The sequence below is a fragment of the Shimia gijangensis genome (genome assembly GCF_900142085.1).
Lineage (GTDB): Bacteria > Pseudomonadota > Alphaproteobacteria > Rhodobacterales > Rhodobacteraceae > Shimia > Shimia gijangensis.
The window spans coordinates 90,063-113,052 of the sequence record NZ_FQZQ01000011.1; the positions used below are offsets into that span (position 1 = coordinate 90,063).

Below are 22,990 nucleotides of genomic sequence, written 5' to 3' on the forward strand. Positions count from 1 at the left end.
GATGCACCTGAATGCTCTCATATCCCCAATCCTTTCGGCGCTTGCGCTGAGTGTATCGGCCTGCGCGCCGACCTGTGAGGATGGTGTGAACTGTGCGGGCACACAGGCAGAGCCCACGTATCTTGGCGTGGAAACCCGACTGCTTGCGGATGATCTGGTCAGCTTCCAGGTTGCCATGGGCGGAGAAAAAGACGATCCGGAGGCGCCAGATGGTGTCGCCCGGTATGCGGAATGTGCCGCTGCGCAATACGCGTTGATCCGGGGTTTCGGATTTGCGCGCCATGTGCGCACCAATGTGAATTATGACGGGGGAATTTGGCGAGGGGATGCTGCGTATACCATCTCGTCTGCTCTGCCCGGCGGTTTGAAGACAATTGATGCAGAAGTCATTGTCTCGGATTGCAAAGAAAACCGGATACCTACGGTGTGAGGACCCATGATTGAATTCTTTACCACCACAAACTTGGGGATCTTCCTGCTGATCGTAGGACAGGTCTTGTTGGTTGTTGTTCCGCTTCTGGTGGCCTTGGCCTTCCTGATGTACGCGGACCGCAAAATCTGGGCCGCTGTTCAGCTGCGCCGAGGCCCGAACGTTGTGGGCACCTTTGGCCTGCTGCAAAGTTTCGCGGATTTCCTGAAATACATCGTGAAAGAAGTGGTTTACCCTGCGGGCGCCGACAAGGTCGTGTTCCTGCTGGCGCCGATGATTTCACTGGTGATGGCGTTGATTGCCTGGGCGGTGATCCCGTTCAACGATGGCTGGGTTCTGGCCGACATCAATGTCGCGATCCTATATGTCATGGCGGTGTCTTCGCTTGAGGTTTACGGCGTGATCATGGGGGGGTGGGCGTCAAACTCCAAATACCCGTTCCTCGGCTCACTTCGTTCTGCCGCGCAGATGATCTCTTATGAAGTTAGCCTGGGTCTGATCATTATCGGCATCATCATTTCGACCGGGTCGATGAACTTTGGGGCCATCGTGGCTGCTCAGGACGGAAATCTGGGGCTGTTGAACTGGTACTTCATCCCGCACTTCCCAATGCTGATCCTGTTCTTCATCTCGGCGCTGGCCGAAACCAACCGGCCTCCGTTTGACCTTCCTGAAGCAGAATCCGAACTGGTGGCGGGTTATCAGGTGGAATATTCGTCCACACCGTTCCTGCTGTTCATGATCGGGGAACTGGTGGCCGTGGTTCTGATGTGTGCCTTGGTATCGCTGTTGTTCTTTGGTGGTTGGCTATCGCCAATTCCGGGTCTGCCGGATGGCATCCTGTGGATGATTGCCAAGATGCTGGTCGCGTTCTTTGTCTTCGCGATGGTCAAGGCGATTACTCCGCGTTACCGCTATGACCAACTGATGCGTGTGGGTTGGAAAGTGTTCCTGCCGATGTCGCTGATCTGGGTTGTGTTGGTGTCGTTCCTTGCAAAATTCGAGCTTTTCGGCGGGGCTTATGCCCGCTGGGCGATTGGAGGCTGATAGATGGCGAATATCGACTATAAACGCGCCGCTGGCTATTTCCTGATGACGGACGTGATTGCCGGATTCCGGTTGGGCATGAAGTATTTCTTCAAACCCAAAGTCACGATCAACTATCCGCATGAAAAAGGCCCGCTGAGCCCACGTTTTCGCGGGGAACACGCGCTGCGTCGCTATCCCAACGGAGAAGAGCGTTGCATTGCCTGTAAACTTTGCGAAGCGATCTGTCCGGCACAGGCGATCACCATTGACGCGGAACCCCGCGAAGATGGCAGCCGCCGCACAACGCGTTACGACATCGACATGACCAAATGCATCTACTGTGGTTTCTGCCAGGAAGCCTGCCCGGTGGATGCGATTGTCGAAGGTCCGAATTTCGAGTTTTCCACTGAAACCCGCGAAGAGCTGTTTTACGACAAAGCCAAGCTCTTGGATAACGGTGAACGCTGGGAAGCCGAAATTGCCCGCAATCTGGAACTGGACGCACCGTACCGATGACCGACAACTCAAACCCATTTGAAGCGATGATCGCGCAGTATCAGGACATGGCCAAGGCGATGAACCCTGCGCTGGAGTCGTTTACCCCGAAAGGGTTTGAGGCCCTGTGGCCGACCATGCCCAAAGACGTGATGGAAATGTTCTTTGGCAACACCGTGAACAAGGATGGGCTGGACGCCAAGACCCGCCTGTTGTTGACGCTGGCTGCACTGACCGTTCTGGGTGCGCAAGGCGACGCCCAAATCCGTATGACCGTGCGCCACCTGCTTGAGGCTGGTGCAAAGAAACAAGAAATCGTCGAGACCATCGGACAAATGTCGATGTTCGCCGGCATACCCGCCACGACCCGTGCAATGGAAATTGCCCAAGGTGTCATGGCCGAAAACGAGGATAGTGACACATGATTGTTGCTCTGACCTTTTACCTGTTCGCGCTTTGCGCCGTGATCGGCGGGCTGTTCACAGTGATCAGCCGCAACCCGGTGCATTCGGTGCTTTGGCTCATTCTGGCCTTCCTGTCTTCGGCAGGGCTGTTTGTGCTTTTGGGCGCTGAATTTGTCGCGATGCTTCTTATCATCGTCTACGTGGGCGCCGTCGCTGTGCTGTTCCTGTTCGTGGTGATGATGCTGGATGTGGACTTTGCCGAACTTAAGGCAGGCATGGCGCAGTATATGCCGCTGGCGCTGCTGATCGGTGTGATCCTGTTGATGCAGTTCGGCATGGCCGTGGGCAACTGGCAGGTGTCCGAAGTGGCTGAGGCGCAACGTGCCGCTGTGGCGCCGGAGGGTGTGGAAAACACCGCCGCCTTGGGGCTCATCATCTATGACCAATATTTCCTTCTGTTCCAACTGGCTGGTCTGATCCTGCTGGTCGCCATGATTGGCGCCATCGTTCTGACCTTGCGCCACCGCAAAGACATCAAGCGCCAAAACGTGCTTGAGCAGATGTGGCGCGACCCAAAAGATGCGATGGAATTGAAAGACGTAAAACCGGGGCAGGGTCTGTAAAAGGCTCGCTGTTGGAAGAATAAGGACCGAGGGACAAAATGATCGGACTTGAACATTATCTTACCGTGGCGGCTGTGCTGTTTGTCATTGGTATCTTTGGCCTCTTCCTGAACCGGAAGAACGTCATCATCCTCTTGATGTCGATCGAATTGATGCTGCTCTCTGTCAACATCAACCTGGTCGCGTTTTCGAGTTATTCGGGCGATCTGACTGGGCAGGTATTCGCACTGTTCGTGATGACCGTGGCGGCTGCTGAGGCCTCGATTGGCCTCGCGATCCTCGTCTCCTTCTTCCGCAACCGGGGCACGATCTCGGTGGAAGATGTCAATGTGATGAAAGGCTAAGACAGATGGAAAAGATCATCCTGTTCGCTCCACTGATCGGTAGCCTGATTGGCGGCTTTGGTTGGCGGTTTATCGGTGAGAAGGGCGCGCAATACGTCACCACCGGGCTGCTGTTCCTGGCCTGTCTGCTGTCGTGGGTCGTTTTCCTTGGCCACGACGGTCAAACCCACATCATTCATGTTCTCGACTTTATCCAGTCGGGCACACTGGACACGGCCTGGTCGATCCGACTTGACCGTCTGACCGCGATCATGCTGATCGTTGTGACCACGGTTTCGGCGCTGGTGCACCTTTATAGCTTTGGCTACATGGCGCATGACGAAAACTGGAAAGATGGCGAGCATTACAAGGCCCGCTTCTTTGCCTATCTGTCGTTCTTTACCTTTGCCATGCTGATGCTGGTCACTGCTGACAACCTTGTGCAGATGTTCTTTGGCTGGGAAGGTGTGGGCGTTGCCTCGTATCTGTTGATCGGTTTTTACTATCGCAAACCGTCGGCCAACGCCGCTGCAATCAAGGCCTTTGTGGTCAACCGGGTCGGCGACTTTGGCTTCGCCCTCGGGATCGCTGGTCTGTTCTTTATGACCGAAAGCATCAACTTCAACGACATTTTTGCAGCCGCGCCTGCGCTGGCTGAAACGGACATTCGCTTCTTGTGGACCGACTGGAATGCCGCCAACCTTTTGGCCTTCCTGCTGTTCGTTGGTGCCATGGGTAAATCGGCACAATTGTTCCTGCACACCTGGTTGCCAGACGCGATGGAAGGCCCAACACCTGTGTCTGCCCTGATCCACGCTGCGACCATGGTGACGGCGGGTGTGTTCCTTGTCTGCCGCATGTCGCCGCTGATGGAATACGCGCCTGAGGCGACTGCCTTTATCACCTTCCTTGGGGCCACCACGGCATTTGTCGCGGCCACCATTGGTCTGGTACAGAACGACATCAAACGCGTGATTGCCTACTCAACAATGTCTCAGCTGGGGTACATGTTTGTGGCAGCAGGTGTTGGCGTCTACTCCGCCGCGATGTTCCACCTGTTCACACACGCCTTCTTCAAAGCGATGTTGTTTCTTGGTGCGGGCTCGGTGATCCACGCGATGCATCACGAGCAAGACATGCGCAATTATGGCGGTTTGCGTAAGAAAATCCCTTATACATTCGGCGCGATGATGATTGGCACGCTGGCCATCACCGGTGTCGGTATCCCGCTGACCACGATTGGTTTCGCAGGCTTCCTGTCGAAAGACGCGATCATCGAGAGCGCCTTTGCAGGCACAAGCGGTGGCTATGCCTTCTGGATGCTGGTGATCGCGGCGCTGTTCACATCGTTCTACTCGTGGCGCCTGATCTTCCTGACTTTCTATGGCACGCCGCGTGGTGACAAACATGCGCATGACCATGCTCATGAGAGCCCGATGACCATGCTGATCCCGCTGGGAGTTCTGGCACTGGGCGCAATCTTCTCAGGCATGCTGTGGTATGGCTCGTTCTTTGGTGACCACGATCAGGTCAACAAATTCTACGGCATTCCATCGCACGCTGCGGCCGAGGGTAATCACGGTGAAGCAACCGACGATCACGCTGCTGCAGATACCGGTCACAGCGAAGAGGACGCGCACGCGACCGATGAGCATGCGACCAATCACGATGATCCAGCGCACGCGCCGGTTATGGCGGCCCACCACGGACAAGCCCCACAGGGCGCGATCTTTATGGGCCCGGATAACCACGTGATGGACGACGCACACCACGCTCCGAAATGGGTCAAGGTTTCGCCGTTCATTGCCATGGTTATTGGTTTCATCACCGCCATGTGGTTCTACATCTGGAACCCTGCCATGCCCAAGTGGCTGGCCGAGAACCAACGCCCACTGTACCTGTTCCTGCTGAACAAATGGTACTTTGACGAAATCTACGATTACCTGTTCGTGCGTCCTGCCAAAGCTCTTGGCCGCTTCTTGTGGAAAAAGGGCGACGGCAATGTGATTGACGGCTTCCTGAATGGCGTCGCCATGGGCATCGTGCCCTGGTTCACACGCCTCGCAGGTCGCGCACAGTCCGGTTACATCTTTACCTATGCCTTTGCCATGGTGATTGGCCTTGTGGTCCTGATCACATGGATGACGCTCAGCGGAGGAGCGCACTAATGAACGACAGCTTGCTCTCCCTAGTCACCTTTATCCCTGCACTTGCGGCGGCGATCCTTGCGATCTTCCTGCGCGGGGAAGAGGCAGCGGCTCAGCGTAATGCCAAATGGGTTGCGATGGTTGCGACCGTCATCACCTTTCTGGTGTCATTGGCGATCCTGTTCGAATTTGACCCGTCAAACACAGGGTTCCAGTTCGTCGAGGAACGTGAATGGCTGATGGGTCTTCACTATAAACTGGGCGTCGACGGAATTTCGGTTCTGTTTGTGATGCTGACCACCTTTATGATGCCGCTGGTGATTGGGGCCTCCTGGAATGTGTCGCATCGTGTCAAAGAATACATGATTGCCTTCCTGTTGCTGGAAACGCTGATGCTCGGCGTGTTCATGGCGCTGGATCTGGTTCTGTTCTACCTGTTCTTCGAGGCCTGCCTGATCCCGATGTTCCTGATCATTGGGATTTGGGGTGGCGCCAATCGCATTTATGCCAGCTTCAAGTTCTTCCTGTACACCTTTCTTGGTTCGGTTTTGATGCTGGTGGCTATGGTGGCGATGTTTGCTGATGCGGGCACGACCGACATTCCAACGCTGATGAACCACGAGTTTGGCTCTGAGGCGTTCTCGCTCTTGGGTATTCAGGTTGTGGGTGGCATGCAGACGCTGATGTTCCTGGCCTTCTTCGCCAGCTTTGCAGTGAAAATGCCAATGTGGCCGGTGCACACCTGGTTGCCGGATGCACACGTTCAGGCGCCAACAGCCGGTTCGGTTGTTCTGGCTGCGATCCTGTTGAAAATGGGCGGCTATGGTTTCTTGCGCTTTAGCTTGCCAATGTTCCCGGTTGGATCTGCTGTGATGACCGATCTGGTCTTGTGGATGTCGGCCATCGCGATTGTCTACACCTCGCTTGTGGCATTGGTTCAGGAAGACATGAAAAAGCTGATTGCTTATTCATCGGTGGCCCATATGGGTTACGTCACGATGGGTATCTTTGCGGCCAACCAACAGGGCCTTGATGGGGCGATCTTTCAGATGCTCAGCCACGGCTTTATCTCGGGCGCGCTCTTCCTTTGTGTGGGTGTGATTTACGATCGCATGCACACACGTGACATCGACGCCTATGGTGGTCTGGTGAACCGGATGCCGGCCTATGCGTTGATCTTTATGTTCTTCACCATGGCCAATGTCGGGCTTCCGGGCACCTCCGGATTTGTTGGCGAATTCCTGATTATCCTGGGTATCTTCCAGGCCAACACCTGGGTGGCGCTGTTTGCAGCCTCTGGTGTGATCCTGTCGGCAAGCTATGCTTTGTGGCTTTATCGTCGGGTAGTCTTTGGCGATCTCATCAAAGAGAGCCTCAAGGCGATCACCGACATGACATCCCGCGAAAAGTGGATCTTTGCGCCGCTGGTGGCCATGACCCTGTTGTTGGGTGTCTACCCGCCGCTGATCACCGATATCATCGGGCCATCGGTTGAGGCACTGATCGAAAACTATGAAACCGCTCTGGCGCATCTCCCGACTTCGGGCGCCGAAGCCGCATCGCACTAAGGAGAGCTTGAGAAAATGATCCAGGCTGATCTGAATATTATCCTGCCGGAAATCCTTCTGGCGCTCTATGCGATGATCGCTCTTTTGGCGGCGGTGTATACGGGCAAGGACAAAATCGCGCCGATGCTGACATTGCTGACCGCAGGTCTGTTTGTGTTGATCGCGGCGTGGATTGGGCTGACCGGTGAGGGCGAGAACGTCGCCTTTGACGGCATGTTCAACGACGACGGGTTCGCGCGCTTTGCCAAGGTGACCATGCTGCTATCTGCGGCTGCCGTTCTCGTGATGGGGCAGGATTACATGAGCCGCCGTAACATGCTGCGGTTTGAGTATCCGATCCTTGTGACGCTGGCGGTTGTCGGCATGATGGTGATGGTCTCCGCTGGCGACCTGATGGCGCTTTATATGGGCCTCGAGCTGCAGTCGCTTTCGCTTTATGTGGTGGCCTCAATGCGCCGCGATAGCCTGAAATCGTCCGAAGCGGGTCTGAAGTACTTCGTTCTGGGCGCTTTGTCGTCCGGTCTGCTGCTGTTCGGCTCGTCGCTGGTTTATGGCTATGCGGGAACCACGGGATTTGCAGGAATTATCAAGGCGGCTGGCCACGGTCATGTTGAGTTGGGGCTTTTGTTGGGTCTGACGCTTGTCGTGTCTGGTCTGGCGTTCAAGGTCTCTGCGGTTCCGTTCCACATGTGGACGCCGGACGTCTATGAAGGCGCGCCGACACCGATCACAGCGTTCTTTGCCACAGCCCCCAAAGTGGCGGCGATGGGCTTGTTCGCCCGTGTTCTGCATGATGCCTTCGGCGGTGTTGTGGCAGACTGGCAGCAGATCATTGCGCTGCTTTCGGTTCTGTCGATGTTCTTGGGCTCGATCGCGGCGATTGGTCAGACAAACATCAAACGTCTGATGGCGTATTCGTCGATTGCCCACATGGGGTATGCGTTGATGGGGCTTGCCGCTGGCACAGCCTTTGGTGTGCAGGCGCTACTGATCTATCTTGCGATCTATGTAACGATGAATGTTGGCACCTTTGCCTTTATTCTCAGCATGGAAAAAGACGGTCAGCCAGTGACGGATATTCGCGCGTTGAACATGTACTCCAAAACCCATTCCGGCAAGGCGATTGCCATGCTGGTTCTGTTGTTCTCGCTGGCAGGTGTGCCGCCGCTGGTTGGGTTCTTCGGTAAGTTCTATGTGTTGCGTGCCGCTTATGACGCGGGTCTTGGATGGCTTGCGGTCTTGGGTGTGATCGCATCGGTGATTGGCTGTTTCTACTATCTGCGCATTGTGTACTACATGTACTTTGGCGAAGAAGGCGAAGAGCTGGACAAAGGTGGCTCGCCTGTTCTTTGGGCGATGTTGATGGGCTCGGCTGCGATCATGGTTCTGGGGGTTGTGAACCTCTTTGGGATCGAAGGGATCGCGCAGGCTGCGGCAGCAACGCTGGTTCAGTAGATCTTTGAGCCACCCGTTTTGAAATGTGACGCGCCCTAATAGGGCGCGTTGCTGTTTTTGGCGGTGCCTTCGGCGAGAGTATTTTTGGCAAGATGAAGGATGGGCGTTTGCAGGATTGGCCATCGGGATATGGAAAACGGGTTTTGGCGGAGGTGGACAGCACCAATGCAGAGGCGGCACGTATTGCAGCGTCACTGACCGGGCCGGAGTGGATACTGGGATTGCGCCAAACCAAAGGTCGCGGTCGGCGTGGGCGGCCATGGAATGATCCTGCGGGCAATTTTGCGGCAACTTTGGTGATGCGTCCGGTTGAGACACCTGATCAGATTGCCTTACGATCTTTTGTGGCGTCCCTAGCGCTCTATGATGCTTTTGTCGCGGTCAGCGGGCGACCTGACGCCTTCGCGCTCAAGTGGCCGAATGATGTGTTGCTGAACGGGGGCAAGGTGGCAGGCATTCTGTTGGAAAGCGCCGGAGCGGTGGGCGGGGGCATGAGCCACCTTTCGATTGGGATAGGTGTCAATCTGGTGTCAGCGCCAGAACCTGAAAATGTAGAGGCAGGTGCCACACATCCTGTGGCCTTGTTGTCTGAAACCGGGGCGGCCGTTACGCCCGAGGAATTTTTGAATGCATTGGCGCTGTCCTACGACCGTTATGAGACGCAGTTTTCGACGTATGGGTTTGCGCCAATCCGAGAGGCCTGGCTGGCACGGGCCGCACGTTTGGGAGAGGTGATTACAGCACGAACGTCGCGTGACGAAACTGTTGGCACCTTTGAAACGGTGGACACCAGCGGCAATCTGGTGTTGAAAACCCCGCAAGGATATGTCGCCATTCCGGCGGCGGATGTGTTTTTCTAAGAGCCCCGGAGGGAACGGGATATGCTTCTGGCCATTGATTGCGGTAATACCAACACGGTCTTTTCTATCTGGGACGGTGAAACTTTCCTGTGCACGCTGCGCACGTCGACACACCACGCAAGGACGGCAGACGCCTATTTCACCTGGTATTCCACACTGATTAAGCACTATGGGATCGAGACCGATATCACCGAGGTGATCATCTCGTCCACTGTGCCGCGCGTTGTGTTCAACCTGCGGGTCTTTGCCGATCGTTTCTTTGATTGTCGCCCTCTGGTGGTGGGCAAACCGGAATGCCTGTTGCCAACCGAGGCCCGGGTGGATGCGGGCACGATTGTGGGCCCGGACCGGTTGGTCAATTCTGCAGGAGCCTATAACCGCTATGGTGGCGATCTGATCGTGGTGGATTTTGGCACAGCGACGACCTTTGACGTGGTGGCCAAAGATGGGGCCTATATCGGCGGCGTGATTGCGCCGGGTGTGAACCTTAGTCTCGAGGCGTTGCACAACGCGGCCGCGGCCTTGCCGCATGTTGATATTGCCAAACCACAGGCGGTGATTGGCACCAATACGGTGGCTTGTATCCAATCCGGGATATTCTGGGGGTACGTGGGCCTTGTGCGCGAGATATGTGACCGGATCAAAGCCGAGCGCGAACGCCCGATGAAGATTATTGCGACAGGCGGGCTGGCGCCTTTGTTCCAGCAATCCGTAGAACTGTTCGACAGTTTCGACGAAGACCTGACAATGCACGGTCTGACCGTGATTCATGATTATAATAAGGAACACGCCGCGTGAGCAGTGACCGAATGATTTACCTGCCCCTGGGTGGCGCAGGCGAAATAGGCATGAACGCCTATGTATATGGCTATGGAGCGCAGGACAAAGAACGCCTGATCCTTGTGGATTTGGGGGTGACGTTTTCCGATATGGACACCAGCCCCGGTGTTGATCTAATTTTTCCTGACATCACATGGCTGGCTGAGAACAAAGACCGGCTTGAGGCCGTTTTCATCACCCATGGTCACGAGGACCATGTTGGGGCCGTGGGCCATTATTGGGACAAGCTGGGTGTGCCGGTTTATGCGCGGGCCTTTACCGCCAATCTTGCACGCCACAAGATGGCTGACCGCGGCCAGCCAGAAGAAGAGATCAAAATCGTCTCACCATGGCCCCAGATGACCAGAGCTGGACCGTTTTCGGTGGGCTTCCTGCCGATCAGCCATTCGATCCCGGAAAGTGCGGCACTTGTGATTGATACGCCGGCGGGGCGTGTGATTCATTCGGGCGATTTCAAGCTGGATGAGACACCTGTCGTGGGTGAGCCGTTTGACCCGGACCTGTGGGCGGATGTCTGTAAGGACGGTGTGAAGGCGTTGATCTGTGACAGCACGAATGTGTTTTCGCGGACCCCCGGCCGTTCAGAGGCCAGTGTTGGCCCCGAGATCGTCGATCTGGTCACCAATGCGCCGAATATGGTGGTGGCGACAACTTTTGCGTCGAATGTTGCGCGCGTGAAAACGCTGGCCGAAGCCGGTGAGCGGGCAGGGCGGTCGATTTGCCTGATGGGGCGTGCGATGCGTCGTATGATAGAGGCGTCGATCCAAACTGGCGTGTTGACCAGTTTTCCCAAAGTGGTCAGCCCCGAGGACGCCCGCACCATTCCGCGTGAAAACCTGATGCTGTTGGTCACGGGCTCGCAAGGCGAACGCCGGGCGGCCAGTGCGCAACTCGCCCGCGGCAAATACAACGGCATTCAATTGAAAGAGGGAGATCTGTTCCTGTTCTCGTCCAAAACAATTCCGGGGAATGAACGTGGCGTGATCCGCATCATGAACCAGTTTTCCGAGATGGGTGTTGATATCGTGGACGATGAATCCGGGCGATATCATGTGTCAGGGCATGCCAATCGCCCCGATCTTGAGCGCCTTCAAGACATTGTAAACCCACAGATGGTCATTCCGAACCACGGTGAACACCGCCATTTGCGTGAACACGCGCGGCTAACGCTTGAGCGGGGTCGCGGGTCAGTGGTGGCCGTGAATGGCACCATGGTGGACATCACTGGCGATGCCCCGATGGTCTGTGGTTTTGTCGAAACCGGACGCACATATCTGGATGGGGCGACGCAGATCGGCGCGATGGATGGCATTGTGCGGGATCGCATTCGTATGGCTTTGAACGGCCATGTGGTGGTGACGGTTATCCTCGACGAAGAAGATGAACCGTTGGGTGAGGCGTGGTGTGAAGTCAAAGGTCTGCCGGAACAAGGGCGATCTCAGGCTCCGTTGGTGGACGTATTGGAAGAAGACCTAAGCCAATTCCTTGGACGTGCCAGTGAAAAGACGCTGGGTGACGATGACAAATTGGAAATGGAACTGCGTCGGATAGCGCGCAACACCTGTAATGATGAAATCGGCAAGAAGCCAGAAGTGACCATGATCATTAGCCGACTGAGATAACGATACCATACGTTGGAAACAAAAAAGCGCGCCTCAAAGGGCGCGCTTTTTTATGCTTGTTTTCAGATATTTATCCGGCGCGGCGTTCGTCGAAGCTTAGCGCGATAAAGCTGGGCAGGTGATCCCCCATGCCGACAACCTTATTGTCGTTGCCACGGTCCGAACCGCCCCTGCCACGTCCACGCGTGTTTTTGGCTTTGGACTCATCACTGCGCGGTTCATTGCGCGGCTTGTCCTGACGGGGCTTTTCCTTACGAGGCTGTGCGTCGCGCGGTTTTTCTTCGACGGCAGCTTCCACCGGCTTTTGCGCTTCTTCCCCAGGCTTATCGGTGGTTTTTTTCCGCGTAGACTTGCGCGGTTCCGGTTTGGCCTCGGTCTCAATACGTGGAATTTCTTTTTGGATCAGCTTTTCAATGGCATCAAAGTTCTTTTCGTCGCGCGGCACACAGATTGTGATCGCCTTGCCATCACGGCCTGCCCGGCCTGTGCGGCCAATCCGGTGGACGTAATCTTCGGCATGACCGGGGACGTCAAAGTTGAACACATGGCTCACAGCCGGAACATCAAGACCACGTGCGGCAACATCCGAGGCGACCAGAAAACGCAATTCGCCATTACGAAATGAATCGAGCGTTTTGGTGCGCTGAGACTGATCCAGATCGCCGTGGATCGGCGATGCATCATAGCCATATTTCTTGAGCGATTTTGCACAGATATCTACATCCGTTTTTCGGTTGCAGAAGATGATCGCATTTGTGCAGCCGGTTCCTTCGCTTTCGATCAGGTCCCGAAGTGCACGACGCTTTTCACTGGCTTCGCGGTCACGACGGCTGGCTTTGAACATCAAAACACGTTGTTCGATGGTTTCGGAGGCGGTTGCCTGACGCGCCACTTCGATGCGGGCCGGGGCCGAAAGGAAGGTGTTTGTGATCCGCTCAATCTCGGGAGCCATGGTGGCCGAGAAGAAAAAGGTTTGGCGGGTAAACGGCGTCAGCGAGAAAATGCGTTCGATATCAGGAATGAACCCCATATCCAGCATCCGGTCAGCTTCATCGACAACCATCACTTGAACACCGGTCAGCAGCAGCTTACCGCGCTCAAAATGGTCCAGAAGGCGACCGGGGGTGGCGATCAGAACATCGACGCCCTTGTCGATCAATCGGTCTTGCTCTTTAAAAGACACACCGCCGATCAACAAAGCCTTGGTTAGTTTGAGATGTTTGGAATAGGTGTCAAAGTTTTCGGCCACCTGGGCTGCCAACTCGCGGGTCGGGCACAAAACCAGGCTGCGCGGCATGCGCGCGCGGGCACGCCCCCGAGCCAGCAGCGACAGCATTGGAAGCGTAAAGCTGGCTGTTTTGCCGGTGCCGGTTTGGGCAATACCTAAAACATCGCGCCCTTCAAGCGCCGGGGGAATCGCACCCGCCTGAATAGGAGTGGGGGTTTCATAGCCCGCTTCGCTGATCGCTTTCAGCACCTTCGGGTTAAGGTTCAAGTCGGAAAATTTTGTCATGTGTATCCGTGGTTTACGGACACATCTGGCCCGTAGCGTATGGTGGGGGTCGGACCCTGATGGTCCCGTGGTTTGCCACATATATGACCCACGCGCGGTATGTAGCGGAAAGGCGGCTTGCGGTCAATCAAACTGCAGGAATACGGGCGTTTTGTAGCTTATTTGGCAACATTTCGGCGCCAATCTGGGAAATGTTTCCGGCGTGCAGCGTCGAGACCCAGATAATAAACCCGAAGCAGGTCATGGGATTGCAACGTTTTTAGCAATTCAGGCCTTGCCAAGCAGACTTCTTCAAAAAATGCCCTCAGTGATGCTTCGCCACCTTGGGTATGTAGAAAAGTAAAGAGATCATGCAGCGACATGCCACCCACGTCGGCAGGGCGGGTCGGTTTTAGTTCAGATCGGTAGCTGCCTTTGCTCATCCTGTAATCCATCACTTTTCTCCACGACTCCCAGCCGGTGATGTGACGATGGCAAAGTTCAATATCTTTCAGCGCGATCTGAGGGGCAATCTCGTCACCATGGACGGTGCCGCGGTGGATGCGAAAAATCAGGTCTTTCTGTCCGGTACGGACAAAAATCTTGCCCACAAAATGGCTAACGAACCCGCCCCGGATATAGCCGCCGAAATTTGGATATATCTGCGCTTCGAGGTCGCGTCTTTTGAAGTCTGCTGGCATCCAGGCCTTGCAATAGGTGGCCTTTGGATCGAGCCCATCTATCCCATCGGTGGCCAGGGCCTCGGCTGGGTGAACTCGGGCGCAAACAACGTCTGATGCGATCTCGGACAAGGTTTGATGAATTGTCCGGGCAGGACACAGATACTCATCCACATCAATATGAATCAGCCAGTCCAAATGCCCGGCATTTTCATAGGCAAAAGTGGCGTTAACGGTTTGCCGCACCTGATGTTTGGCCGGGCGTTTTCTTTGACGATCGCGCCAATACTGGTCATGCGTGCGGGTCACGGTGACGCGATCATCTGCGCGCAAGGCGGCTTCGGCAACCGGGTTTTCATTGTCGAGAAAGATGAACAGGTGATCAGCGCCTTGCTCAAGATGGTAGGCAACAAAGCTCAGCACTTCCTTTGGGCGGGCTTTGATCGTTGCGACAACACCCCAGGTTGTCATGTGCCGCGCTTTTGTTTGATGTACTGTTGTCGCATCGTTTTGATGCGGCGAAATACAGTGCGCGGATCGCGATTCAATTCTTCCATCAGATTATTGGCCAAAGGCGCGATACCCGGATCGGTCAACGCCAAATCCCAGACAGGGGCCAGTATGTTGATATCCAATCCACCAGTCTGCAAGGCAAAGGGTTCCATTTGCATTGGCAAACTTGCTCTGGATCGACCTTGTAAATCGAAAGGAACTTCGGGGGATAAGCCGCTGAAGCGACGTTCGAATTCGTACATCTTCATAACGCCGAACAGCATACGCAGGGCTTGTCCGACCTGGCGTTGCACGTCATTTTTGCCATGGTCCGCGAAGGTCATGATCGAGGACACCTGCCAGCGCAGATCCAGCTTTGCGATCAAATGCACGTGCTGTTCTTCCCACAAGCGCAAAAACAATGGCGCTGCCTGCGCGGGAGCACCGGTTTTGCGCAGGTTCGATATCAGCATTGCGTTCAGGTAGGCCAACTGCGAATTGCCAACAAACTCTGCCGCAATCGCGCGTCGCTTGGTGGCCCAGGACGACCCCTTTACGGGCTCGCCTTTTTGCCAGGATGTGGCCGTTTCAGGGACGGTTTTGCGCGCAAGAACGTCCAAATCCACATCGACAGAGGGGAGACCTTCTTTATAAAAAACAAAGGGTTCTCTGCGAGAGTTATAGCGTTCCCGTAGTCCCTGTAGCCCGGCCTCATATGTATGTTCGTCGCTCGACATATCGTATGATTGCACGGCTTCAAATCCCGTGCAATCGCCCTTTGGATTAGACCATCATTTCCTTGGTCGCAGTTAGTTTGATGTCCGGATAATCGCGCCCGACGCGGTCGATATCCCACTGCAAGCGGGTCAGAAAGACAACATCCCCGTCATGATCATACGAAATGTGCTGTTTGTTAGATTCAGCAAATTTATCAATGGCCTGTGTGGAACCATTCACCCATCGTGCGCTGGTGAACTGACTTTGTTCAAACCGCACTGGCAGCCCGTATTCCATCTCAATGCGGCTGGCGAGCACTTCGAACTGAAGTTGTCCTACCACACCGACAATAAAGCCGGACCCGATCATCGGTTTGAAAACCTTGGCAGCGCCCTCTTCGGCAAATTGCATCAGCGCCTTTTCGAGGTGCTTGGACTTTAACGGATCGCCTGCGCGAACGCCCTGCAAAAGTTCCGGTGCAAACGACGGGATGCCGGTTACGCGCAGCGCTTCGCCTTCGGTCAGCGTGTCGCCGATGCGCAATTGGCCGTGGTTGGGAATGCCAATAATGTCGCCCGCCCACGCCTCTTCTGCCAGTTCGCGGTCTGATGCCAAAAACAGAACGGGGTTAGAGATTGCCATGGGTTTTTTGGTGCGCACATGGGTTAGTTTCATGCCGCGTTTGAAATGCCCTGACGCCATGCGCACAAAAGCCACGCGGTCCCGGTGTTTTGGGTCCATGTTGGCCTGAACTTTGAAAACAAAACCGGCAACCTTTTTTTCGTCAGGTGAAATCTGTCGCGGCTCGGCCGATTGTGGCTGCGGTTCGGGGCCATAGGCACCAATCCCGTCCATCAGTTCTTTGACACCAAAGGAGTTGATCGCAGAGCCAAACCAGATCGGGGTCATATGCCCCTCCAGCACGGCTTGAGGGTCCAGAGGCGGCAAAAGCTCGCGGACCATTTCAACCTCTTCCAGCAATTGCTCCAGAAGATGGGCGGGCACGTGCTCGGTCAGCAAAGGATCATCAAGCCCGTTGATTTTGATCGACTCTGAAACAACGTTCCGATCCGCGCGGTCCATGAGTTCCAGCCGGTCGTTCAGCAAATCATAGCACCCGATAAACTCACGACCGACCCCAATGGGCCAACTGGCCGGAGAAACATCAATGGCAAGATTTTCCTGGATTTCGTCTATGATTTCAAATGTTTCGCGGCTTTCGCGGTCCATTTTGTTGCAAAACGTGAGGATCGGCAGATCGCGCAGGCGGCATACCTCAAACAGTTTTTGGGTCTGGCTTTCCACCCCTTTGGCGCCGTCGATGACCATCACGGCTGCATCCACGGCAGTCAGCGTGCGGTAGGTGTCTTCGGAAAAATCCGAGTGGCCCGGCGTGTCCACAAGGTTGTAGCGAAATTCGCCATAGTCAAACGACATCGCCGAAGCCGAGACCGAAATACCGCGATCCTGCTCCATCTTCATAAAGTCGGACCGCGTGCGGCGGGCTTCGCCTTTGGCGCGCACCTGTCCGGCCATCTGAATGGCGCCACCATAAAGCAGAAACTTTTCGGTCAAAGTTGTCTTACCCGCATCCGGGTGCGAAATGATCGCAAAGGTGCGGCGGCAGGCAATTTCAGCCGGCAGATTGGGGCGGTTTGGAGTCACGTCTAGCATGGGCGCCGTATAGCTGTGAGGGGCCTGTGGTGCAATGTGTGATTGGTAAGGTGTTACTTCGTCGACGCGCGCCGCAGAAGGTCAGCGGCGTCCGGGCGACTAAGGAGTTTCTCGTTGACTTCAAAGGCCTGATGTCGATCCGAGATCTGACCGGGACCAGGCTGTTGTAAAGCTTGTTTTATGTCGGCGGGCAAAACCGGCCGGGTGCGTTGATCGGCCTGCATTGTCTCGGCGGAAATGCCTTCGGCGAAAATGATCTGATGCGTGTCGAACAGAAGTTGGAAATAATCGACAAATCCACCTTCGACATTTTTTACTGTGTCACCGTTCACAAGATGACGGGCGCGCACCAGCAATTCGGACCGACCGGCACCAATACGGTCTCGGCGTTGGTAGATGAACAGACGGTGGTCCGGGCTGACCATCAGATCGCCTGTGTTGTTCAGAGTGCCCGCGGTGATCAAGATCGGAGCAAACTCTCCGACTGCGCGCATGGTCAGGCTGCCGATCCAGCGCACTTCTTGTGCGCCGTCGTCACGAGTGAGCACCCGGTCGCCGGTTTTTAAGTCTTCAATAGGGCATTGTTTTCCGGACGCCAGCGTTATTCGAGTTCCCCTTGTAAAGCTGACACACGCCATTTGGGCCATCCTCAAACGCGCGGTCTGTCTGTCCAGACCGACCAGGCTATAGGGGGTCTTTTCATTTAGCGGGGCGAGCGGAGCTGCATATATCTGAACCACATGACCTTCGGAATCCACTTCGACAAGGACAAGGATTTCAACGGTTTCTCCGGTTGGCGGCATCACGGTCAAAACACTGTCGGCGACCAATGAGGCGCCGGCTACGCCCAACCCACCTTCGTCGCTGATGCGATAATGAGAGCCATCGCCAACCTCAAAAAAAAGGCTTTGTACTTCGGCACCATACCGAAGCTCATAGACGTCATCCGGAACAAGTTCGTCTGCATATGACAGGCAATCCCCAAGATTGGCTCCGTCCGTCACGCGCAGCTGTTCAGCCCGATAAACCGGGAGACGTTGGGACGGGTTTGCCGAAGGTGTGGGGGGCGTTGACATCCGGTCAATATCTCACTTTTTGTCTGCTCTTTGCAATCTCATTGCCTTATGAATGTGGCGGTTTCATGCGGTGTGGTCGGCATTTTACTGGCTATAGGTAAAAAAAGTGCATTAGATGCGGATGATTCAAAACTCAAGGGAGCAACAAATGGATCTGGGGATCAAAGGTAAGCGGGCACTGGTCTGTGCATCGTCCAAGGGATTGGGGCTGGGGTGCGCCGAAGCATTGGCCGAGGCCGGTGTGAATCTTGTGATGAATGCACGCGGTGCTGAGGCGCTGGAAGCGTCGGCCCGGGACCTGCGCGACCGTTTCGGGATTGATGTGGTGACCGTTGCCGCCGATGTAACGACACCAGAAGGCCAGGCCGAGGTGTTTAGGGCCGCAAAAGGCGTTGATATTCTTGTCAATAATGCTGGTGGGCCTCCTCCGGGAATGTGGACCGATTGGGAACGCGAGGACTTTTTGTCTGCACTGAATGCCAACATGCTGACACCGATTGCGCTGATGTCTGCGCTGGTACCGGGCATGATTGAAAAAGGTTGGGGACGGGTGGTGAATATCACATCGCAGTCTGTGAAAGCCCCAATTGCGGTATTGGGTTTGTCCAATTCGGCGCGCGCTGGACTGACTGGCTATGTGGCGGGGACCTCGCGGCAAGTGGCTCAGTTTGGGGTCAACATCAACAACCTTCTTCCCGGCAGTCACTCAACCGATCGGATTGCTGCGTTAGACGCTGGAGCGGCCGGAAACAGCGGTGCCTCTGTTGACGAAGCGCGTGCGGCTCGTCAGGCAACTATACCGGCAGGCCGGGACGGAACGCGTCAGGAATTCGGGGCGACCTGCGCCTTTATGTGCTCGCAGTTTGCGGGCTATATGGTGGGGCAGAATATCCTTTTGGATGGTGGCAATGTGAACGCTACAATCTGATCATGGCGCAAGGGTTTTCTCTTAAGGATCAGCTATTTAATCCTGATAGTTTAAGTGATTTGGCGGCAGAATATTCTGCCGCCTTACCTGATTTTGACGGCAAGGATTTTCATGATGAGGTGGTCGCGGGCCTTGAGGGCCGTGAGCTGATGCAGCGGCTGGAATGGATCGCCGATTGTATCGAAAAACGACTGTCTGCAGATTTTTTGCAAATGGCGGATCAGCTTGAGGCCGCAATGCCCAGACAATTGGATCCTAGACTGAAGGATGACGATTTTGGTCGGTTTATCCATGCCGTGCCGGGGATTCTGGCAGTCCGGCATGGGCTTGAAAGGCATCGCGACAGGGCTTTTGATCTGCTCCACGCGGCGACCCGCCGATTTTCGATGGAGTTTTATATCCGCCCGTTTCTCAATCGGTGGCCGGAAGAGACGCTGGCGCGATTGCATGACTGGGCCGGAGATGACAACTACCATGTCCGTCGGCTGGTGACTGAAGGTACCCGCCCCAAGCTGCCATGGGCCAAAGCCATCACACTTGATCCGATGCGGGCCTTGCCTTTGTTGGACCAGTTGCACGGCGACCAAACCCGATATGTGACACGGTCGATTGCTAATCATTTGAATGATATCGCAAAAATTGACGCAGAGACGGTTGTGGCGCAGCTGGCGCTATGGCGTGGGCACGGCGACCAAAGCACGAAGGAGCTTGACTGGATGACCCGTCATGCCTTGCGTACTCTTGTAAAACAGGGCCATGCGGGGGCTTTGGCCTTGTTGGGATTTCATGCCGATGCACCGGTCAGGTTGAGCGATTTGTCTCTGGCAAATCAACGTGTTGGTATAGGGGACGCATTGGAGGTGTCTGTGAGCCTTGAGGCCGACGCCGATACGCCAGTGATTGTCGACTATTTGATCCGGTTTCACCGCCCAAATGGGCGCGAAGGTCAAAAGGTCTTCAAACTAAAGCAAACGGTTGTTTCTAAGAAAACTCCACTGCATCTGACAAAAAGACATGTCTTAAAGGGAGACGCCACTACTTTCCGGTTGCACCCGGGGCCTCACAGTCTGGCGGTTCAGGTCAATGGTCGCCCCTTGGGTGAGGTAACTTTTGATGTGTATGAAAAGCAGGATTAGGGGCTGCCCCTCACGTTGAAACTACAGGGCTTTTCAATGCTCACCCAGGGGAGTTTACTCCATTTGGAATGGGCTCTGGTCTTGCGACATGGATAGGGGGCTGGTATGGCAAGAAAAAACCCGATGGAAACCATCGGACATTCGCGCGAGGCCAAAGTGTCAACACCCACTCCCCGACTTGAAATTCGGAACCTGAGACGTCGCTTTGGCGATCGTGATGTGGTGGATGATGTCTCGCTCACGATTATGCCTGGGCATGTGACATGCTTGTTGGGGCCTTCGGGCTGCGGAAAATCCACCACGCTGCGCATGATCGCCGGTGTGGAAATGCAAGATTCCGGCGAAATTTACGTGGATGGTGATCTGGTCTGTGACACGGTTTTTCGCATTCCGCCCGAACGGCGCCATATCGGATTGATGTTTCAGGATTTCGCCCTGTTTCCGCATATGTCAGTGGCCGACAACGTTGCTTTCGGTTTGAAAGGCAGCAAGGACGAAAAGCGCACCCGCGTCGAAGAACTTTTGCGCAAAGTCGGGCTGTATCGCGCGATTGATGAGTTTCCACATGTGTTGTCCGGTGGCGAGCAGCAGCGCATTGCTCTGGTCCGCGCCCTGGCGCCGCGACCGCGCATCATGCTGATGGACGAGCCGTTTTCCGGGCTTGATAACCGGTTGCGCGATGACATCCGCGATGAGACGTTGTCTGTTCTGAAAGAAGAAGATACGGCCGTTTTACTGGTTACCCACGAGCCAGAAGAAGCCATGCGCATGGCGGACGAAATTGCGCTGATGCGCGATGGGCGGATTGTGCAACAAGGTGCACCTTACAACATTTACAACGCACCTTTGGACAAAGCTGCCGTTTCCTTTTTCAGTGATATCAATGCGATAAGAGGTAAAAGCCAAGGCGCGTTGACCGACACGCCTTTTGGACATTTTCTCACTCCGGGTGTGGCCGATGGGGCCGAAGTGGATATTGTGGTGCGTCCGCAGCACCTCAAACTGGATTTTGACCGTGCGGGCAAAGGGCCTTTGCCCACGATGACGGACGGCACGGCGGCACGAGGCGTGGTTGAGCGCGCGCGGTTTATGGGGAACGAAAGTTTGGTCGAGTTTCGAATGGACTATGATGGTTCGATTATGAAAGCGATTGTGCCCAATGTATTCCTGCCTTCAGTGGGCACGCCTTTGTGGCTGACGATCCGCCGTGATCGCTGTTTTGTGTTTCCGGCCAAGGATTAACCGTTCGACTTTGCGACTAAAAGCCAAAGTCTGTCCAGATTTCGTTAATACATGTGTCTTGCCATTTTGCGCCGGGATAAACGCTGTCGATCCTTAAGACCAGCCGACGTAATTCGTTCTGGGGGAAGGGCATGTTGATCGGCTGTTCTACACCATGATCCTCAAGCTGATACTGAAACGTGGTGTAATCAGAGTCCGATGCTCCGGCACGCCACAGCGCAACGGTCACGTCTTTGATCCGCCCATTATTGGAAAACGAGCCCGAATTCTTGGCGTAGCCATTGGAAATCCAGAGGGTTTGCAGAGGCCCTGCGCCGTCCCATTCGATCGCAAGCGCTTCGCCGATGCCGTTGCCTGAAACGCCTTCGCACCAAGCGGTGCGCATATCGTCGTCGCTCATGGAGTGTGTGTTGTATCGGTTGCCCGCCTGGGGGGCGAGATGCGAGCTGGTGCAGACGGTCTCGCGATTAAAGGCTTGGGTGGCGTTTGTTGTGACACACTCGGACCCGGCTGCAAGAACAGGGGTGGCTGTCATCAGGCAAAAAAGGGCTGCTTTTACTTGGACCATCGGTTCCCTCCAAATTGATAAGGTAATTCTAGCATGTCCTTGTGTAACGGGCATTGATACCGGTCATGAGTCGGTTGAACGTTCGTAATGGTAGTCCTCAATCCGCTTGCCGGGTTCATCCACAAACAGGCCAGGCAAAACAGCGGCAATTGCCATTTGATCTGCGCGCAGGGTGGCAAACGCGGCCTCTGTGTCGCACCAGACAAGACAGGTCCAGACCCGCCCCCAATAGTCCAGCTTGAGCGGCCGCACATCGCGGATTTGACCGTCTTGCATAGTCACCTGAAGTTTTTGCCGGTTGCGGACCGCGGCACGTAAGGTCTGCAGGTGGCGAAATCCATGCACCGCATCAGAAAATGGGTAAACCGCAAAGCCAAATGATTTTGGCGCGCCGTGGCGGTCCTCGGGCAGCACCGCGTCAATCTTGGCACTAAGGGATTCTGCGGCCTCTTTCAGATCACCTTCGACACCGTTGCCAACTGCGGCAAGGCCAAGGTGCAACGCCTCAAGTTCGGTTTCGGTTAGGTTCAAAGGGGGCAGGGTGATCGCCGCGCGCGCCGAGTAGCCAAGGCCACGTTCCCCTTCGACAGGGATGCCGCTGGCGATCAAAGTGTCCATGTCGCGATAGATCGTGCGGATAGAGACACTGAGATCACGGGCGATGTCTTCGGCGCGATGCAATTGCCCGTCTTTTAGAATCTGGATCAGGGAGTAGAGCCGGTCAGAACGTTTCATAAGTGATTCTCTTGAAGTTTCAGGCCCATTACTGACAAAAACCTGTCAACTGACAAGCTGTTGACAATGGAGATGCAAAAAACTGCCCTAAAAGACACGTTTGACACTGATTTGATGCTTTCCGTTCCGGGTGTGAAGACCTATTTAGGTCTGGTCATTTCCGGAGGCGCGCATCTCGTCGCCCCGATGCTAAGGAGAAATACGATGGGTATTGGAAATATTGGTCTGCCGGGCCTCCTGCTGATTGCAGTTGTTGTGCTGGTGCTTTTTGGGCGCGGCAAAATCTCGTCTTTGATGGGCGAAGTGGGCAAAGGCATCACGTCTTTCAAAAAGGGTATCAACGAAGGTCAGGCCGAGCTTGAGCAAGAAGCGGCAGACGCGGCTGAAAAAGCCAAGGACGTCACGCCAAGCGAAACCACAGACAAAGACAACGCCTGATAGGGGGCTGAAAAGC

Annotated in this window: 23 protein-coding genes; 16 read left to right on the forward strand and 7 right to left on the reverse strand. The window is 55.2% G+C overall.

The window, feature by feature from the left end:
- Nucleotide 1 precedes the first annotated feature (1 nt).
- The 12 genes from BUC32_RS11070 to BUC32_RS11125 all read left to right on the forward strand — a co-directional run bounded on the left by BUC32_RS11070 (nt 2) and on the right by BUC32_RS11125 (nt 11,796).
- Entirely contained in the window at nt 2–430 is a 429-nt protein-coding gene (locus BUC32_RS11070) for a hypothetical protein (RefSeq protein ID WP_073252556.1), read from the forward strand.
- A gap of 6 nt (nt 431–436) precedes the next feature.
- Entirely contained in the window at nt 437–1,477 is a 1,041-nt protein-coding gene (gene nuoH, locus BUC32_RS11075; protein ID WP_073252558.1) for an NADH-quinone oxidoreductase subunit NuoH, read from the forward strand.
- A gap of 3 nt (nt 1,478–1,480) precedes the next feature.
- On the forward strand, nt 1,481–1,975 hold the full coding sequence (gene nuoI / locus BUC32_RS11080) for an NADH-quinone oxidoreductase subunit NuoI (RefSeq protein ID WP_073252560.1): 495 nt from the start codon (nt 1,481–1,483) through the stop codon (nt 1,973–1,975).
- Entirely contained in the window at nt 1,972–2,379 is a 408-nt protein-coding gene (locus BUC32_RS11085; RefSeq protein WP_073252562.1) for a carboxymuconolactone decarboxylase family protein, read from the forward strand. Before nuoI ends, BUC32_RS11085 begins: the two co-directional genes overlap by 4 nt.
- A complete protein-coding gene (locus BUC32_RS11090; protein ID WP_073252564.1) occupies nt 2,376–2,981 on the forward strand; it encodes an NADH-quinone oxidoreductase subunit J in 606 nt (201 codons plus the stop codon). The genes BUC32_RS11085 and BUC32_RS11090 overlap by 4 nt, the downstream gene beginning before the upstream one ends.
- A 38-nt stretch (nt 2,982–3,019) precedes the next feature.
- On the forward strand, nt 3,020–3,325 hold the full coding sequence (gene nuoK / locus BUC32_RS11095; RefSeq protein ID WP_073252565.1) for an NADH-quinone oxidoreductase subunit NuoK: 306 nt from the start codon (nt 3,020–3,022) through the stop codon (nt 3,323–3,325).
- Nucleotides 3,326–3,330: 5 nt separating this feature from the next.
- Nucleotides 3,331–5,472: an NADH-quinone oxidoreductase subunit L gene (nuoL, locus tag BUC32_RS11100; RefSeq protein ID WP_073252568.1), complete on the forward strand. Its 2,142-nt coding sequence runs from the start codon at nt 3,331–3,333 to the stop codon at nt 5,470–5,472.
- A complete protein-coding gene (locus BUC32_RS11105; RefSeq protein WP_245815168.1) occupies nt 5,472–7,019 on the forward strand; it encodes an NADH-quinone oxidoreductase subunit M in 1,548 nt (515 codons plus the stop codon). The genes nuoL and BUC32_RS11105 overlap by 1 nt, the downstream gene beginning before the upstream one ends.
- A 15-nt stretch (nt 7,020–7,034) precedes the next feature.
- Nucleotides 7,035–8,474, forward strand: a complete 1,440-nt coding sequence (gene nuoN / locus BUC32_RS11110; protein ID WP_073252572.1) for an NADH-quinone oxidoreductase subunit NuoN — start codon at nt 7,035–7,037, stop codon at nt 8,472–8,474.
- A 107-nt stretch (nt 8,475–8,581) separates the two neighbouring features.
- The gene (locus BUC32_RS11115) at nt 8,582–9,334 is read left to right on the forward strand and encodes a biotin--[acetyl-CoA-carboxylase] ligase (protein ID WP_175556925.1); all 753 of its coding nucleotides are present in this window, start codon (nt 8,582–8,584) and stop codon (nt 9,332–9,334) included.
- A 21-nt stretch (nt 9,335–9,355) separates the two neighbouring features.
- Nucleotides 9,356–10,132, forward strand: a complete 777-nt coding sequence (locus tag BUC32_RS11120) for a type III pantothenate kinase (RefSeq protein WP_073252575.1) — start codon at nt 9,356–9,358, stop codon at nt 10,130–10,132.
- On the forward strand, nt 10,129–11,796 hold the full coding sequence (locus BUC32_RS11125) for a ribonuclease J (protein ID WP_073252577.1): 1,668 nt from the start codon (nt 10,129–10,131) through the stop codon (nt 11,794–11,796). Before BUC32_RS11120 ends, BUC32_RS11125 begins: the two co-directional genes overlap by 4 nt.
- 70 nt (nt 11,797–11,866) lie before the next feature.
- On the opposite strand, the gene BUC32_RS11130 is transcribed toward BUC32_RS11125, so the two are convergent.
- The 5 genes from BUC32_RS11130 to BUC32_RS11150 form a co-directional block, all read right to left on the reverse strand.
- Complete coding sequence (locus BUC32_RS11130) at nt 11,867–13,309, reverse strand: DEAD/DEAH box helicase (protein WP_073252579.1); 1,443 nt, start codon at nt 13,307–13,309, stop codon at nt 11,867–11,869.
- A gap of 158 nt (nt 13,310–13,467) precedes the next feature.
- Nucleotides 13,468–14,439 (reverse strand): glycosyltransferase family 2 protein, encoded by a 972-nt coding sequence (locus tag BUC32_RS11135; RefSeq protein WP_073252580.1) that lies wholly within the window; start codon nt 14,437–14,439, stop codon nt 13,468–13,470.
- Entirely contained in the window at nt 14,436–15,212 is a 777-nt protein-coding gene (locus tag BUC32_RS11140; protein WP_139280699.1) for a hypothetical protein, read from the reverse strand. The genes BUC32_RS11135 and BUC32_RS11140 overlap by 4 nt, the downstream gene beginning before the upstream one ends.
- A 31-nt stretch (nt 15,213–15,243) precedes the next feature.
- Entirely contained in the window at nt 15,244–16,851 is a 1,608-nt protein-coding gene (locus BUC32_RS11145) for a peptide chain release factor 3 (RefSeq protein WP_073252584.1), read from the reverse strand.
- A gap of 53 nt (nt 16,852–16,904) precedes the next feature.
- Nucleotides 16,905–17,927, reverse strand: coding sequence for a Hint domain-containing protein (locus BUC32_RS11150; RefSeq protein WP_073252586.1), 1,023 nt, complete (start codon nt 17,925–17,927; stop codon nt 16,905–16,907).
- 148 nt (nt 17,928–18,075) lie between these two features.
- On the opposite strand from BUC32_RS11150, the gene BUC32_RS11155 reads away from it, so the two are divergent.
- The 3 genes from BUC32_RS11155 to BUC32_RS11165 all read left to right on the forward strand — a co-directional run bounded on the left by BUC32_RS11155 (nt 18,076) and on the right by BUC32_RS11165 (nt 21,233).
- Entirely contained in the window at nt 18,076–18,855 is a 780-nt protein-coding gene (locus BUC32_RS11155; protein WP_073252653.1) for an SDR family oxidoreductase, read from the forward strand.
- 2 nt (nt 18,856–18,857) lie between these two features.
- Nucleotides 18,858–19,991 carry a hypothetical protein gene (locus BUC32_RS11160; protein ID WP_073252588.1) on the forward strand — a complete coding sequence of 378 codons (1,134 nt, stop codon included), beginning with the start codon at nt 18,858–18,860 and terminating at the stop codon, nt 19,989–19,991.
- A 123-nt stretch (nt 19,992–20,114) separates the two neighbouring features.
- Complete coding sequence (locus BUC32_RS11165) at nt 20,115–21,233, forward strand: ABC transporter ATP-binding protein (protein WP_073252655.1); 1,119 nt, start codon at nt 20,115–20,117, stop codon at nt 21,231–21,233.
- A gap of 16 nt (nt 21,234–21,249) precedes the next feature.
- On the opposite strand, the gene BUC32_RS11170 is transcribed toward BUC32_RS11165, so the two are convergent.
- Together BUC32_RS11170 and BUC32_RS11175 are read right to left on the reverse strand one after the other, a co-directional pair.
- Nucleotides 21,250–21,801: an NADase-type glycan-binding domain-containing protein gene (locus BUC32_RS11170; protein ID WP_073252590.1), complete on the reverse strand. Its 552-nt coding sequence runs from the start codon at nt 21,799–21,801 to the stop codon at nt 21,250–21,252.
- Nucleotides 21,802–21,864: 63 nt separating this feature from the next.
- Nucleotides 21,865–22,536: a helix-turn-helix transcriptional regulator gene (locus tag BUC32_RS11175; RefSeq protein WP_073252592.1), complete on the reverse strand. Its 672-nt coding sequence runs from the start codon at nt 22,534–22,536 to the stop codon at nt 21,865–21,867.
- A 204-nt stretch (nt 22,537–22,740) separates the two neighbouring features.
- On the opposite strand from BUC32_RS11175, the gene BUC32_RS11180 reads away from it, so the two are divergent.
- A complete protein-coding gene (locus tag BUC32_RS11180; protein ID WP_073252657.1) occupies nt 22,741–22,974 on the forward strand; it encodes a twin-arginine translocase TatA/TatE family subunit in 234 nt (77 codons plus the stop codon).
- Nucleotides 22,975–22,990 lie beyond the last annotated feature (16 nt).